The organism is Saccharopolyspora sp. NPDC050389, assembly GCF_040655595.1.
In the GTDB taxonomy this organism is placed as follows: Bacteria; Actinomycetota; Actinomycetes; order Mycobacteriales; family Pseudonocardiaceae; genus Saccharopolyspora.
Genome location: NZ_JBFAKG010000008.1, coordinates 20,268 through 34,683, shown reverse-complemented (window position 1 = coordinate 34,683; position 14,416 = coordinate 20,268). Strand labels below are relative to the sequence as shown.

General features: G+C 69.0%; 16 protein-coding genes. 15 read left to right on the top strand and 1 reads right to left on the bottom strand.

Annotation, left to right across the window (positions count from 1 at the left end):
- Positions 1-360 precede the first annotated feature (360 nt).
- The 6 genes from kdpF to AB0I53_RS07280 all read left to right on the top strand — a co-directional run bounded on the left by kdpF (position 361) and on the right by AB0I53_RS07280 (position 8,235).
- Positions 361-456, top strand: coding sequence for a K(+)-transporting ATPase subunit F (gene kdpF, locus AB0I53_RS07305; RefSeq protein ID WP_093262700.1), 96 nt, complete (start codon positions 361-363; stop codon positions 454-456).
- Positions 456-2,117, top strand: a complete 1,662-nt coding sequence (kdpA, locus tag AB0I53_RS07300; protein ID WP_358597897.1) for a potassium-transporting ATPase subunit KdpA — start codon at positions 456-458, stop codon at positions 2,115-2,117. Before kdpF ends, kdpA begins: the two co-directional genes overlap by 1 nt.
- Positions 2,114-4,183 (top strand): potassium-transporting ATPase subunit KdpB, encoded by a 2,070-nt coding sequence (gene kdpB / locus AB0I53_RS07295; protein ID WP_358597895.1) that lies wholly within the window; start codon positions 2,114-2,116, stop codon positions 4,181-4,183. The genes kdpA and kdpB overlap by 4 nt, the downstream gene beginning before the upstream one ends.
- Before the next feature lie 86 nt (positions 4,184-4,269).
- Positions 4,270-4,872 (top strand): potassium-transporting ATPase subunit C, encoded by a 603-nt coding sequence (locus AB0I53_RS07290; RefSeq protein WP_358597893.1) that lies wholly within the window; start codon positions 4,270-4,272, stop codon positions 4,870-4,872.
- Between the two features lie 136 nt (positions 4,873-5,008).
- Positions 5,009-7,558 (top strand): sensor histidine kinase KdpD, encoded by a 2,550-nt coding sequence (locus AB0I53_RS07285; RefSeq protein ID WP_358597890.1) that lies wholly within the window; start codon positions 5,009-5,011, stop codon positions 7,556-7,558.
- Entirely contained in the window at positions 7,555-8,235 is a 681-nt protein-coding gene (locus AB0I53_RS07280) for a response regulator (RefSeq protein WP_358597887.1), read from the top strand. The genes AB0I53_RS07285 and AB0I53_RS07280 overlap by 4 nt, the downstream gene beginning before the upstream one ends.
- A 137-nt stretch (positions 8,236-8,372) precedes the next feature.
- Here AB0I53_RS07280 and AB0I53_RS07275 read toward each other — a convergent pair whose 3' ends face one another.
- On the bottom strand, positions 8,373-8,618 hold the full coding sequence (locus tag AB0I53_RS07275; RefSeq protein ID WP_358597884.1) for a hypothetical protein: 246 nt from the start codon (positions 8,616-8,618) through the stop codon (positions 8,373-8,375).
- Between the two features lie 25 nt (positions 8,619-8,643).
- Between AB0I53_RS07275 and AB0I53_RS07270 the strand changes: the two genes are divergently transcribed.
- The 9 genes from AB0I53_RS07270 to AB0I53_RS07230 all read left to right on the top strand — a co-directional run bounded on the left by AB0I53_RS07270 (position 8,644) and on the right by AB0I53_RS07230 (position 14,389).
- A complete protein-coding gene (locus AB0I53_RS07270) occupies positions 8,644-8,796 on the top strand; it encodes a DUF397 domain-containing protein (protein ID WP_358598178.1) in 153 nt (50 codons plus the stop codon).
- A 112-nt stretch (positions 8,797-8,908) separates the two neighbouring features.
- Positions 8,909-9,280 (top strand): hypothetical protein, encoded by a 372-nt coding sequence (locus AB0I53_RS07265; RefSeq protein ID WP_358597881.1) that lies wholly within the window; start codon positions 8,909-8,911, stop codon positions 9,278-9,280.
- Between the two features lie 32 nt (positions 9,281-9,312).
- A complete protein-coding gene (locus AB0I53_RS07260) occupies positions 9,313-9,897 on the top strand; it encodes a DUF3558 domain-containing protein (RefSeq protein ID WP_358597878.1) in 585 nt (194 codons plus the stop codon).
- 9 nt (positions 9,898-9,906) lie between these two features.
- Complete coding sequence (locus AB0I53_RS07255) at positions 9,907-11,157, top strand: hypothetical protein (protein ID WP_358597875.1); 1,251 nt, start codon at positions 9,907-9,909, stop codon at positions 11,155-11,157.
- Between the two features lie 32 nt (positions 11,158-11,189).
- Positions 11,190-11,963 carry an ESX secretion-associated protein EspG gene (locus tag AB0I53_RS07250; protein ID WP_358597872.1) on the top strand — a complete coding sequence of 258 codons (774 nt, stop codon included), beginning with the start codon at positions 11,190-11,192 and terminating at the stop codon, positions 11,961-11,963.
- An 84-nt stretch (positions 11,964-12,047) separates the two neighbouring features.
- Positions 12,048-12,743: a hypothetical protein gene (locus tag AB0I53_RS07245; RefSeq protein WP_358597869.1), complete on the top strand. Its 696-nt coding sequence runs from the start codon at positions 12,048-12,050 to the stop codon at positions 12,741-12,743.
- Between the two features lie 37 nt (positions 12,744-12,780).
- Positions 12,781-13,095: a type VII secretion target gene (locus AB0I53_RS07240; protein WP_358597866.1), complete on the top strand. Its 315-nt coding sequence runs from the start codon at positions 12,781-12,783 to the stop codon at positions 13,093-13,095.
- A 14-nt stretch (positions 13,096-13,109) separates the two neighbouring features.
- Positions 13,110-13,874: a hypothetical protein gene (locus AB0I53_RS07235; RefSeq protein WP_358597863.1), complete on the top strand. Its 765-nt coding sequence runs from the start codon at positions 13,110-13,112 to the stop codon at positions 13,872-13,874.
- Positions 13,871-14,389, top strand: a complete 519-nt coding sequence (locus tag AB0I53_RS07230; RefSeq protein ID WP_358597860.1) for a hypothetical protein — start codon at positions 13,871-13,873, stop codon at positions 14,387-14,389. The genes AB0I53_RS07235 and AB0I53_RS07230 overlap by 4 nt, the downstream gene beginning before the upstream one ends.
- The last annotated feature ends 27 nt before the right edge of the window (positions 14,390-14,416 follow it).

Below are 14,416 nucleotides of genomic sequence, written 5' to 3'. Positions count from 1 at the left end.
ACACGCGCCTTCATTAGCCAGGTTAACGAGATCGTTGCATCGACGAAACCAACTCACGGAGTGAAGTCACCCACTCACAATTCGTGCGGATCAGCGAAACCGCCCGAAAACCGGCGCCGCCAGTTCACCCGATCGGGCGCATCAAGAACGCGTCAACGCGCTCGGGGCGGGCGTCAAGGAGCCGTCATGGGCCTTGGCCGCGCCCGCCGCGGGGATTTCGCTGGACATAGGCGGTCACCACGCCCCGGTGGCCCGATTTCGAGTGAAGGAGTGCGCAGCGGTGGCTGATCTCGCCTACGCCGTGCTGCTGATCGGCGGGTTCCTCGTACTTGCGTTGACCCTCCGCGGTTTGGAGCGCTTGTGAGCACCTTGCTTGCCAACGTCGCCGGAGGCGTGTTGGCGCTGCTGTTGATCGGTTACCTGTTCGTCGCGCTTATCCGGCCGGAGAAGTTCTGATGAGTTCCCTGACGGTCGGCCTGGTGCAGGTCGGCCTCCTGATCCTGGCCATCGGCGTGGTCTACCGGCCCCTCGGTGACTACCTGGCCCACGTCTACACCAGCGAGAAGCACTGGCGCGTCGAGAAGGCGGTGTACCGGCTGGTGCGCATCGACGGCGACGCCCAGCAGCGCTGGACCACCTACGCCGCCGGCGTCCTCGGCTTCTCGGTCATGTCCGTCGCGCTGCTCTACCTGATGCAGCGGTTGCAGCCGCTGCTGCCGCTGAGCTTCGGCCGCGGCGCGGTCGATCCCGCGACGGCGTTCAACACCGCGGTCAGCTTCGTGACCAACACGAACTGGCAGTCCTACGTGCCGGAGCAGGTGCTCGGGCACACCGTGCAGATGGCCGGGCTGACCGTGCAGAACTTCGTCTCGGCGGCCGTCGGCATGGCGGTCGCGATCGCGCTGGTGCGCGGCTTCGCCGCCGCCGGGACCGGCCGCATCGGCAACATCTGGGTGGACATCACCCGCGGTTGCACTCGGGTGCTGCTGCCGATCGCGGTCGTCGCGGCGGTGCTGCTGATCGCGCTCGGCGGGGCGATGAGCCTCGCGTCGGGCATCCACGTCGTCGGCCTGGACGGGCAGGCGCACACCATCGCCACGGCGCCGATCGCCAGCCAGGAGGTCATCAAGGAGCTCGGCACCAACGGCGGCGGAGTGCTCAACGCCAACTCGGCGCACCCGTTCTCCAACCCCGGCGGCATCAGCAACCTGCTGGAGATCTTCCTGATCCTGGTCATCCCGCTGGCCCTGACCCGCACCTTCGGCACCATGGTCGGTGACCGTCGCCAGGGCCGGGTGCTGCTGTCGGTGATGGTCGCGATCATGGCCGTGATGACCGCGGTCGTCTGGTGGGCCGAAAGCCACCCGAACGGCCCGGCGACGCTGGCCGCCGGCGGTGCGCTGGAAGGCAAGGAAACCCGCTTCGGGCTGTTCCTGTCCGGCCTGTTCGCGGTTGCCACGACCGGAACCTCCACTGGCGCCGTCAACGCGATGCACGACAGCTTCACCGGGCTCGGCGGCCTGGTGCCGCTGCTGAACATGCTGCTCGGCGAGGTCGCGCCCGGCGGTGTCGGCGCGGGCCTGTACGGCATCCTGGTGCTGGCCGTGATCGCGGTGTTCCTGGCCGGGTTGATGGTCGGCCGCACGCCGGAGTACCTGGGCAAGAAGCTCGGGCGGCGGGAGGTCACCGCGGCGGCGATCTCGATCCTCGTGATGCCCACGATGGTGCTGTTCGGGGCAGGCACCGCGCTCGCGCTTCCGTCCACTGAGGACGCTTTGAACAACAGCGGCGCGCACGGCCTGTCGGAGGTCCTCTACGCCTTCGCCTCCGCGGGCAACAACAACGGCAGCGCCTTCGCCGGACTGACCGTGACCAGCGACTTCTTCCAGGTCGCGCTCGGCATCGCGATGCTCTTCGGCCGGTTCGTGCCCATCCTCGCGGTGCTGATGCTGGCCGGCGCGGTCGCCCAGCAGCAGCGCGTCCCGGCCACCGCCGGCACGCTGCCCACCACCGGCCCGCTGTTCGCCGGGCTGCTCGGCGGCACCGTCATCCTCGTCGCGGCGCTGACCTTCCTGCCCGCGCTCGCCCTCGGACCGATCGCGGAGGCCCTCGCATGACCACCATGCTGGAGAAACCCCAGGAATCGCAGCAGGAAACCGGGCCGCGGAAGATGTCCGCGGGCGCGTTCAGCCCGCGCCAGCTGTGGACGTCGCTGCCGGAAGCGCTGCGCAAGCTGAACCCGAAGCACCAGCTGGCCAACCCGGTCATGTTCGTGGTGTGGGCAGGCTCGGTGCTGACCACCGTGCTCGCCGTGACCGATCCGAAAGCATTCAGCATCTCGGTGGCCGCCTGGCTGTGGTTCACCGTGCTGTTCGCCAACCTCGCCGAAGCCGTCGCCGAAGGCCGCGGCCGGGCGCAGGCGGAATCGTTGCGGCGCACCAAGACCGAGGCGGTCGCGCGGCGGCTGGTCGACGGCGTCGAGGAGCAGGTGCCGGGCACGGCGCTGCGCATCGGCGACCGGGTCGTGGTCAAGGCCGGCGAGGTCATCCCCGGCGACGGCGACGTGGTGGAGGGCATCGCGACCGTCGACGAGTCGGCGATCACCGGCGAATCCGCCCCGGTGATCCGGGAATCCGGCGGCGACCGCTCGGCGGTCACGGCCGGCACCACGGTGCTCTCCGATCGGATCGTCGTGGAGATCACCACCAAGCCCGGCGAAACCTTCGTCGACCGGATGATCGCGCTGGTCGAGGGCGCGCAGCGGCAGAAGACGCCGAACGAGATCGCGCTGACGATCCTGCTGTCCACGCTGACGATCATCTTCCTGCTCGCGGTGGTCGCCCTGCAGCCGATGGCCGGCTACTCCGGCTCGCTGTTGTCGGTGATCACCCTGACCGCGCTGCTGGTGTGCCTGATCCCGACGACGATCGGCGCGCTGCTGTCGGCGATCGGCATCGCGGGCATGGATCGACTGGTGCAGCGCAACGTGCTCGCCAAGTCCGGCCGTGCCGTGGAGGCCGCCGGTGACGTGGACACGCTGCTGCTGGACAAGACCGGCACGATCACCTTCGGCAACCGGCGCTGCACCGAGCTGCTGCCCGTCGGCGGCACGACGCTCGGCGAGCTGGCCGAGGTCGCGCGGCTGTCCAGCCTCGCCGACCAGACCCCGGAGGGCACCAGCATCGTGGCGTACTGCGCCGAGCAGTACAGGCTGCCCACGCGGCCGCGCGGTTCGGAGCTGCACGCCGAAGAAGTCGCTTTCACCGCGCAGACCCGGATGAGCGGCATCGACATCGAAGGCCGCGAGATCCGCAAGGGCGCCACCAGCGCGGTGCGCGCCTGGGCCGGCGGCATCTCGTCCGAAGTGGAGGGACTCACCGAGGAGGTCGCGTCGCAGGGCGGCACGCCGCTGGTGGTCGCCGAGCGCAGCGGCGGCGAAACCCGCGTGGTCGGCGTGATCCGGCTGTCCGATGTGGTCAAGCCCGGCATGAAGGAGCGGTTCGCCGAGCTGCGCGCGATGGGCATCCGCACAGTGATGGTCACCGGCGACAACGAGCTCACCGCCAAGGCCATCGCCGCCGAGGCCGGTGTCGACGACTACCTCGCCGAGGCCAAGCCGGAAGACAAGATAGCCCTGATCAAGGCCGAGCAGGAAGGCGGCCGGCTGGTCGCGATGACCGGCGACGGTACCAACGACGCGCCCGCGCTCGCGCAGGCCGACGTCGGCGTGGCGATGAACACCGGCACGGCGGCGGCGAAAGAGGCCGGCAACATGGTCGACCTCGACTCCGACCCGACGAAGCTGATCGAGATCGTCGAGATCGGCAAGCAGCTGCTGATCACCCGCGGCGCGCTGACCACCTTCAGCATCGCCAACGACCTGGCCAAGTACTTCGCGATCCTGCCGGCGATGTTCGTGGCGATCTACCCGCAGCTGGACGCGCTGAACATCATGCGGCTGGCCACGCCGACGTCGGCGATCCTGTCGGCGGTCGTCTTCAACGCGCTGGTCATCATCGCGCTGATCCCGCTGGCGCTGCGCGGAGTCCGCTACCGGCCGACCACGGCGAGCGCGCTGCTGCGGCGCAACCTGCTGGTCTACGGGCTCGGCGGCATCGTCACGCCGTTCCTCGGCATCTGGCTGATCGACCTGGTCATCCGCTTCATCCCGGGCATCGGCTGAACCCGTCGTGAGCGGTTTGGACCGCTCCGGCGCTCCAAACCGCTCACGACCCCCAACGGCAACACGGCCATTCAAGGAAGGCACTGATGAAAAGCACACTGCTGCGCCAGACGCTGGCGGGGTTGCGGCTGCTGCTGGTGGCGACCGTCGTGCTCGGCGTGGCTTATCCGCTGGCGATCTGGGGCATCAGCCGGATCCCCGGCCTGCAGGCCAACGCCGAGGGATCGCAGATCGTTGCGGACGGCCGGGTCGTCGGCTCGTCGCTGATCGGCATCGACCCGGTCCCGGCCGACCCGGCCGGCGACCCGTACTTCCACACCCGCCCGGCGGCCTCCGCCGAGGGCAACCTGGGCCCGGGCGACCCGTCGAGCACCGGCGGCTCCAACTACGGCGGCGCCAGTGAGGATCTGCTCGCCGCCGTGCAGGAGCGGCGCGACGCCATCGCCGTCCGCGAGGGCGTCCGGCCCGAGCAGGTGCCGGCGGACGCGGTCACGGCGTCGGGCAGCGGCGTCGACCCGGACATCAGCCCGGCCTACGCGGAGCTGCAGGCGGCCCGGGTGGCCCGTGTCACCGGCATCCCGCTGGAGGAGGTCCGGCGCCTGGTCGCCGAGAGCACCAGCGGCGGGATCGTCGCCGAACGCGTGGTGAACGTGACGACCCTCAACGTCGCCGTCCACCAGGCCAGGTGAGGCCGGCGGAGTAAGTTGCCTGGTCAGGACCCGTGCGTACTTTTGGCTGCTATAGCGACCAAAAGTACGCACGGGTCGGGGACGGCACTCAGCGAAGGCAACCGCTAATAACAGTGGTTCGTAGGAGAATGGAAGCGTGGCGGAGAAAGGGCGAAGGCGCGGCGAGCTGCGGATCTACCTCGGTGCGGCGCCCGGGGTCGGCAAGACGTACGCGATGCTCAACGAGGCGAAGCGCCGCATGGAGCGCGACACCGACGTGGTCGTCGGCTTCGTGGAGGATCACGGCCGCGCCAAGACCGCCGCGCTGCTCGACGGCCTGGAGGTCCAGTCGCGTCGGTGCATCAGCCACCGCGGCGTTGAACTGACCGAGATGGATCTCGACGCGCTGCTGGCCCGCAAGCCGGAGGTCGCCGTCGTCGACGAGCTCGCGCACACCAACGTGCCCGGTTCCCGCAACGAGAAGCGCTGGCAGGACATCGACGAACTGCTCGATGCCGGGATCAACGTGCTGTCCACGGTGAACGTGCAACACCTGGAGAGCCTCAACGACGTGGTGGAGACGATCACCGGCGTCCGGCAGCAGGAAACCGTGCCGGACGAGGTGGTGCGCCGGGCCGAGCAGATCGAACTCGCCGACATCACCCCGGAAGCGCTGCGCCGCCGCATGGCGCACGGCAACGTCTACGCGGCGGACCGGGTGGATGCCGCGCTGGGCAACTACTTCCGCACCGGCAACCTGACGGCGCTGCGTGAGCTCGCGCTGCTGTGGCTGGCCGACCAGGTCGACGTGGCGCTGCGCCGCTACCGCGCGGAGAAGAAGATCACCGACACCTGGGAGGCCCGCGAACGCGTCGTGGTCGCCGTCACCGGCGGCCGCGAGAGCGAGACGCTGATCCGCAGGGCCCGCCGGATCGCGGCCCGCGCGGGCGCGGAACTGCAGGTGGTGCACGTGCTGCGCGGCGATGGGCTCGCCGGGGCGTCGCCGACCGGCATCGCCCGCGCCCGCAAGCTCGCCGACGCCGTGGGCGCCAGCTTCCACACCGTCGTCGGCGACGACGTGCCCGAGGCGCTGCTGGAGTTCGCCCGGGCGGCCGATGCCACGCAGCTGGTGATCGGCACCTCGCGGCGGTCCCGCTGGGCGCGGCTGTTCGACGAGGGCATCGGCGCCGTCACGGTGCAGAAGTCCGGCGCGATCGACGTGCACATGGTCACCCACGCCGAGGCAGGCGGGCGGCGATTCCTCAAGAAGATCACCCGGAATCCGCTGTCGTCGGCCCGCCAGCTGTGGGGCTGGGCGTTGGCGGTGCTGCTGCCGAGCGTGGTCACCGCAGGGGCCTACTTCTTCGGCGACGTCACGCTGTCCACGGACGTCGTCGGCTACTTCCTGGCCACCGTCATCGTCGCGCTGGTCGGCGGGATGGCGCCGGCGATAGTCGCGGCACTGCTCTCCGGCGGCCTGCTGAACTTCTTCCTGACGCCGCCGCTGTACACGCTGACCGTGTCCGAGCCGCAGAACCTCGTGACGCTGGTCGCCATGATGATCGTCGGAATGCTGGTGGCGATCATGGTCGACCGGGCCGCGCGGCTGGCCGAGCAGGCAACCAACGCCCGCACCGAAGCCGCGCTGCTCACGTCCTACGCCCGCACCGTGCTCACCCACCCCGATCCGTTGGCGCGGCTGCTGGAAAAGGTGGTGGAGAACTTCGGCCTCACCTCGGCGGCGCTGCTGGAACGCACCAAGGACGGCTGGCAGGTGGCGGCCTCAACCGGCTCGCAGCCCTGCACCAAACCCGAGCAGTCCGATGTGGACATCGAGGTCAATCCGGACGTCCACCTGGTGCTGAAGCGCCCCGGCAGCAGGCCGCTGCCGGCGGCGGAGCGCACGGTGCTGGAAGGCGCGGCGGGGCAGGCGCTGGTCGCGCTGCGCCAGCAGCGGATGGCCGCGGAGGCGCTGGAAGCCCAGCGGCGAGCGGACGCCACCCAGCTGCGCACCGCGCTGCTGTCGGCGGTCGGCCACGACCTGCGCACCCCGCTGGCGTCCATCAAAGCTTCGGTGAGCAGCCTGCGCGCCGCCGACCTGCAGCTGTCCGAAGAGGACACCGCCGACCTGCTGGCCGGCGTGGAGGAATCCTCGGACCGGCTGACCGAGCTGGTGGACAACCTGCTGGACTCCTCCCGGCTGGCGACCGGCGCGATCGCCCCGCGGCTGCGCCCCGTGAGCTACGACGAGGTCGTGGCGGGCGCGCTGGCCGGGCTGGACGGGCGGCAGCACATCGACGTCGACATCGACGAGAGCCTGCCGCCGGTGCTCGCCGACGTCGGGCTGCTGGACCGCGTGGTGGCCAACGTGGTGCAGAACGCGCTGAAGTACGGGCGCCCGGACGGCGGCCGGATCAGCATGCGGGCCAGCGAGCACGCGGCGCGGGTCGAGCTGCGCGTGGTCGACCACGGGCCCGGGCTGCCGGAAGACGCGGCCGAATCCGCGTTCGCGCCGTTCGAGCGGCTCGGCGAGCACGGCGAGCGCGGCGACGCCGGGGTGGCCGGGGTCGGGCTGGGCCTGAGCGTGGCGCAGGGTTTCATGACGGCGATGCACGGCACGATCCGCGCCGAGGACACGCCAGGCGGCGGGTTGACGATCGTGCTCTCACTGCCGGTGGTCGCCGCTGACGGACAGGGGAAACGATGACGAGGGTCCTGGTTGTCGACGACGAGCCGCAGCTGCTGCGCGCCTTGCGGATCAACCTGACCGCGCGCGGCTACGAGGTGCTGACGGCCACGGACGGCTCGTGCGCGCTGCGCGCGGCCATCGAAGGCAAACCCGACGTGGTGATCCTCGACCTCGGGCTGCCGGACATGGACGGCAACGAGGTGATCGCGGGCCTGCGCGGCTGGACGACGGTGCCGATCATCGTGCTGTCGGCGCGCACGGACTCCACGGACAAGGTGCACGCCCTGGACGCCGGGGCGGACGACTACGTGACGAAACCGTTCGGCATGGACGAGCTGCTGGCCCGCCTGCGCGCGGCGGTCCGGCGCGCGAGCACCGGCGAAGCGGCCGACGAACCGGTGGTGGAGACCGCGACGTTCACGGTGGACCTGTCGGCGAAGAAGGTGCTGCGCGAAGGCGTCGAGGTGCACCTGACGCCGACCGAGTGGGGCATGCTGGAGGTCCTGGCCCGGAACCGGGGCCGCCTGGTGGGCCAGAAGCAGCTCCTCAAGGAGGTCTGGGGCCCCCAGTACGCGAACGAAACCCACTACCTGCGCGTCTACCTGGCCCAACTCCGCCGGAAGCTGGAACTGGACCCCAGCCATCCCCGCCACCTGATCACAGAAGCAGGCATGGGCTACCGCTTCGAACCCTGACGAACTCCGAGCGAAGGACGGCTCTCACCGCGTCGAGAAGATCGCGGTCCGGCTTGCTCCGTCCGGCGGTGAGTGACCCGTGAGTACTTTGTGTTGCTATAGCAACACAAAGTACTCACGAGCGGTGACGTTCCTGGTCAGTGGGTCGCGAGGTCTGCCTCGACCTGGGCGATGGCCTCGTCGAAGGCGCGGCGGAATGCCGCTACCTCCCACGGGTGCAGGCGGAACGACTCGGTGTCGTCCGGCCCGCACACCTCCAACTCGCCCGCCCCGACGCCGATCGAGCACACCGCGAGCTCGCCGCGCGAATCCTGGCACCGCAACAACCACTCCCGCTGCGGATGCGATTCCCGGACCGGAGACTCCCCAGCACTAGCCGCCATCTCTACCTCCCGACGGTTGGCGCATGTGCTGCGCAAGCAGCGCATCGCGGCCGAGGTCGCGCAGCGGGATGTTGTCGTCGGGGTTAGGGACTCGAAGGATCCAGGTGGCGGTGTGCTGGTCTTTTCCGCTTCTTGGTGGGCCGACTTCGTCGGTGGGCTCATGCGGCTCCGCGCGTAGGCCCGTTGGGTTGGTGTGAAGTTTTTGAGAGTTGGTGCGTGGCGGGAAGTCGCGCTGCTAGGGTCGGCCTTCGACCGGGTGATCAGACGCCGCGACCTGGGGGTTTCCCGCGATGACGACGCCAGCACCACCGCCTCCGCCGGTTCCGGGGGGCGCCGGTCAAACCATCACCGTCAACAAGGACAACGTCCTTGAGGTGCGGAAAGCCATCCTGATGGCGGCGGAAGACGCCAAGTTCAAGTTGATGGAGCTCGCGCCCAGCCTGCGGGTGTCCACGCCTGCCGGGGACGACATCAGCACGACCGCCTCATCGGTTTGGACCGCGAATCTGATCGGCAATCCGGATTCCCACTTCCAGCGGCTGGTGCAGTACGTGCAGAACGTCATCGACCTGGGAGACCAAGTCGGCGAGGCGGCAAAGCAGTACGGCTTCACCGACGATGAGATCAAGGCGTCGTTCCAAATGCAGCAGAGGCAGATGTGAGGGGTCCGGTGCGGGCGCGTCTCGGGTACGGATTGATCGCGTTGGTTGCGGCCGCAGTCGCGCTGACTGGCTGCACGGTGAACGGTCCGGATCCGGACTCCGAGCCGACCTCCACTTCGGCTCCGACGACGAAGAACTCTTCACTGGATCTGCCGAAACGGCCGCAGGATCTGGCGATCGCCGGCAAGCAGGACGCCGAGATCTGCACGTGGCTGAAGTCGGAGCAGAAGCCGTCGCTGCAGATCGGTGGCTCTGGTCGGCCGGTGCAGAAGGACGGGAACAACTACAACGGCTGCGCTTTCCTCGGTGAAGACGGAAAAGCTCAGTTCGGACTTGCTCTCCGGGTGGTGCCCGAGGGAATTCAGTCGTTCGTGCAGAAGGTCAACTCGTCGCCTGAATCCGGGAAAACCTACGAGATCAACGGCTTCGGGGCTGTGCAGGGACAGCTCGCCGGCGGGGAAAGCCTTGGCTGCGACGTGTTCGTCGATGCGGCCGAACGTCAGACGCTCTGGATCAACATGATGCTCCAAACCCCCGGCGGCATGGACAACCAGCAGATGTGCGAGCGGGCGAAGCAGGCCGCCGAGGCGGCTGTGACGACCTTGCAGGGTAGCTAGGGGGAAGTCGTGACCAGCATCGATCCGATCCGGGACATCCGGTTCGAGGGGATGGACATCCCCCAGCTCCAGGAATGGATCACGCAGATCAAGCAGGGGCGCGGCGCGGAGTCGATGCAGGGCGCGGTGCGCGCGCTGGACGAGTGCGTGCAGGTGGTCGTCGATCTCGACGAAACGCTGCGGCGCGAGCTCGGAAAGCTGCAGATCGCGTGGGAAGGCAACGCCGGAAGCCTCGCGGCGGCAGCGACCCAGCAGCAGTCCGTCTTCATGGCAGACGCTCCGGATCCCCTGAAAGCGTCCGCGGACAGCGTCGATGCGCAGGGCCGGGGCTACGAGTCGGCCCGCAACGGGTTGCCGAACAACGACGAGCTCAAGCACAAGCAGTCGGAGAACGCGCTCGAATGGGCCGGCGGTGCCTTCGGCTACGAGAGCGACTACGACGAAGAAGCCAAGAACATCGAGGCGCAGAAGCAGGCCGCGCAGGCCGCGCTCAGCTCGTATCGCAACACCTCGGTCAACCAGGCCGATTCCTACCAGCCGTTGCCCGAGATGCCGCCCGCCGCGGTGTCCGCGCAGTCGGCGTCCGGGACGGGCATGCCGGGCGTCGGCGTGGGTTCGGTCGGCGGCTACTACGGCGGTGGCTCGGCGCTCGACGCGGGCACGCCCGGTGTCGCTGTCGGCGGTGGCAACATCGGCGGCGGAACCAAGCGCAGTGGTGACCGCGTGGGTGCGCAGGAACCCGGCGACCGCAGCGGCACGGATCGGCACCCGGACGAGCGCGAAACCGGTGGCGAGGCCGACCAGACTCCGGAGGCCGCGGGGACGAGCAGCGGCATCAACCCCGGCACGGTGCTCGGCATCGCCGCCGGCGGCGCGGCGGTAGCGGGTATCGGTGCTTACGCCGCGAGCAGGATGCTCGGTGGCCGCGGCCCGGCCGCCGCGGCGGCCGGCGGCGGTACGGCTTCCGGATTGAGCCGAGGCGGTTCGTCCGGCATCGGCGGCGGACCCGGCGACACGGTGGCCGGGCGGTCCGCGGGCAACACGCCGGGCAGCCGTCCGGTGACCGGTTCGATGATGGGACCGGCGGCGACCCGCGGCGAGAAGCGCAGTGAGGACGCGGAGCACGAGAACAAGTACGTCGCCGAGGAAACCCCGTTCGACGACGAGCGGCTGGTCGCACCGGCGGTGCTGGGACACGTCGAGCCCGACGACGAAGCCGACGAGGAATCCGCCGACGACGAGCCGAAGAAGCGGGACTGACGTTGCGCCCTGGAGCAGAAGCCGATCCGATCGTGCTGTCCGCATTGGAATTCGATGTGGTCTGCGAGGCGGAGAAGCTCACCGAGCGACGGCACATCATCCTCAACGTGCCGAGCCCGGGAGCGACCTTCACCGAGCGCGCCCAGCTCGTCGCGGACGTGTGGGCCGGGCTCCGCAAGCGCCGCCTGGCGGAGCCCAACCGCGACCGGGTCGACGTCGACTTCGCGGATCTGCTGGGCCTGCTGGACCGGCCGCAGCGCAGCATCGACGTGCGGATCTGGGCGGACCGCCCGATCCGCGCGCTGGCGTCGGCGAACGGCGGCACGGGCCTGCTGACCATTGTGGACGGTGACATCGTCGAGCTGACCCCGATCCGGGCGAGCTCGCTGGCGGAAGCGGCGGTGTCGGTGACGGGAGACATGCCGCCGGGCCCGGGCCGAGCGGTGAGCCTGCCCAACGAGATCCTCCGCCAGGCCAGCGACTACGCGGGCCCGAACAACCCGCTGCTGCTCACCGACGAACTCCGGTCCCTGGGAATCGCCCCGGACGACGCGGCGGACGTGGCGAACATGGCGGACGGAATGGGAATCCGGGGCCAGTTCGGCGTGGAGGTCTGCCCGAACCGAGGCGGAAGGCCGGAGCGGGCGAACCGGGTGGTGGCGTTCCACGACACGGAAAGAGGCCGCTACAGCCACGTGGTCCGGCCCAGCGGAGACGGCCGCCGCTGGAGCACGATAGCCCCGGCGGACAACGCGAGGATCGCGGAGTACACGCGAGAACTCCTCGCCGAGATCTGGGACGACTGAGAACGCCGGCTCGCTGATCTGGCACGAGTGGGAACCATCGGCGGCTTGGAACCGTCGTACCCCAAGAACGGGAGGTACTGCGGGATGAGTTTTGGTCGGCATCAACCCGACGACTGGGAATACGACGACACCGATTGGCTGGCTCAGGCCAACGAACCGACCCGGGCATCGACGGCCGTCGACACCGTGGTGGGGCAGGACCCGTCCGGCGTCGTCTCCGTCAGCTCGACATTCGACGCCGTGGTCGTGTCGGTGGCGCTGGCGGACAACTGGCGACAGGTCGTCGACCCCCGGCAACTGCACGTCTGCGTCGTCGCGGCCGCGAACGCGGCAACGATGCTGGCGCTGGGCAAGAAGCTGGAGTCGGCGGACCTCGAAGGGACCGATCAACCCCAAGCCGCACCCGGTTCCGACGATTCGCCGCTGAGCTCGCAGGACATCACCAGGCTGCTCGACGAGGTCACCGCGGATCTGAACGCTTTCACGCAACAGCTCACCGCCATCGCCGACCAGACCGTCACCGCGGAAAGCCCCGGCCGCAACGTCAGCGGCACGGCCCAGCGAGGTCAGATCCTGCAACTATCGCTCGACCCGAACTGGGCTTCCGCTGCGCGGAAATCGGAGATCGAGACCGAGCTCGCATCGTTGCTCGCGACGCTGCAGAGCAAGTCGACGCCGACGGATCTGGCGGGCGGGCCGCGCAGTCGCGCGATCGACGAGTTGAACGATTTGGCGTCCAATCCGCAGCTGCTTCTCCGGCGACTCGGGCTCGGTTCCTGACCGGTCGATGTCGTCGCACGCATGGAGATGAGAAACGATGACCAGTGCTGGAATCGGCGTGGCGTTGGAGGCGATGCGCTCCGACGCCAAGACCTGGGACACGGCCGCCGGGGACCTCGACGGCCCGCTGAACACGATTGGAACGTTGCAGATCGACCCGGCTTCCTTTTCGATGTGGGCGGTCGACCGGGGGATCGACAAGACCTATGACGAGGCGCGGAGCGCGCTGGAGGACATGCTGAAGCAGGCTGCCGACTACTTCCGCGAGATCAGCTCGGACCTGACCGAAGCGGCCGCGCAGTACGAGCGCGACGACGAGCAGGGCAAGCACGGAATCCAGAACGCGTACTGAATCCGGGGATGGCAATGACGAACACCCTCGTCGCGCAGGCGAGCGACAAGTCCAACGACCTCAACGAGAAGATCCAGGACTTCTTCAACAAGGTCAACGACCTGATGAGCTGGGTGCCGGACTTCCTCTCGTACCTCATCGAGCCCATCAAGCAGGGCATGCAGGCGCTGGCCCAGAAGGTCCAGGAGTTCTGGGACCGGATCACCCAGCTCTTCGAGCAGCCCGGTGACTCGGACAAGCTGCGGGAAACCAGCGACAAGTGGGCCACCGAGGTCGGCGACAAGGCCGGGGAGATCGCCGGCGACATCAACCTGCAGAAGCTGAAGGCCAACGTCGAGTGGACCGGCAAGGCGGCCGAGGCGTACAAGGCGCTGGTTCCGGCGCAGGGCGACGGGCTTTCGTCGGTCAAGCTGATGGCGATGCAGATCCGCACTTCGCTGAACAGCCTGGCGAGCGCGCTGGACGCGTTCTGGCTCGCGATCGGCGTCGCCCTGGGTGTGTTCGTCGTCGGTGCCGTGGGCGCGATCGCGGCGGCCTGCACCGTGGTGGGCATCCCGGCGGCGATCGGCGCGATCGCGACCGCGGCGGGCGTGTCCATCGGGTTGGTGACGACCGCGATCATCTCGATGAACAGCTTCACCACCACCATCGAGACCGAGCAGACCGCGATCAAGCAGAAGATCACCGACCTCGGCGACAAGTGGTCGCGCTCGGACCAGGACCTGGCCGACGGGAGCGTCAGCGACGGCGACGGATCGGACTGGAAGGTCAACCAGTGACCGTCCACCGGCCGTACTGGGAGCAGGTTCCCGTGCCGGACGACGTCGCGCGCAGGATCAGATCAGGCGTGGTGCGGTTCGGTGCGGGTTCGCTGGTGCTCAGCTTGGTGGCGGGGATCGCGATCCTCGTGCTGGGGTTCGGCCTGCCGACCGCGCACCACCCGATTTCCGGCATCGCCGTCATGCTCGGCGGTATCTCGGCGTTCTTCCACTTCTTCTCCAGCATCACGGTCATTTCCGGGCGGTCCTACGTCAAGAACGGCCAGCTCAACAAGACGGCTGCCGGTAAGGCATGCCGGTTGCTGGCTGTCTTCTGGGGCGGGACCGTCGCGACGTCGCTGGGCAGCTGCGGCTTGCTGGCTATGGTCATTCGCTCGTCCGGACGCTCGTCGGTCCTCCCGGAGGTGCAGTACACGCCAGCGATCATCGGCTACCTGCTGCTCCTGCTGGTGCCATGCGTGTTGTCCGCGGTCAACTTCTTCATCGGCCGCCACCTGCTGCGCCCCGCCACGTAGCACCAAGCACCGGCGGCTCGATCTCTC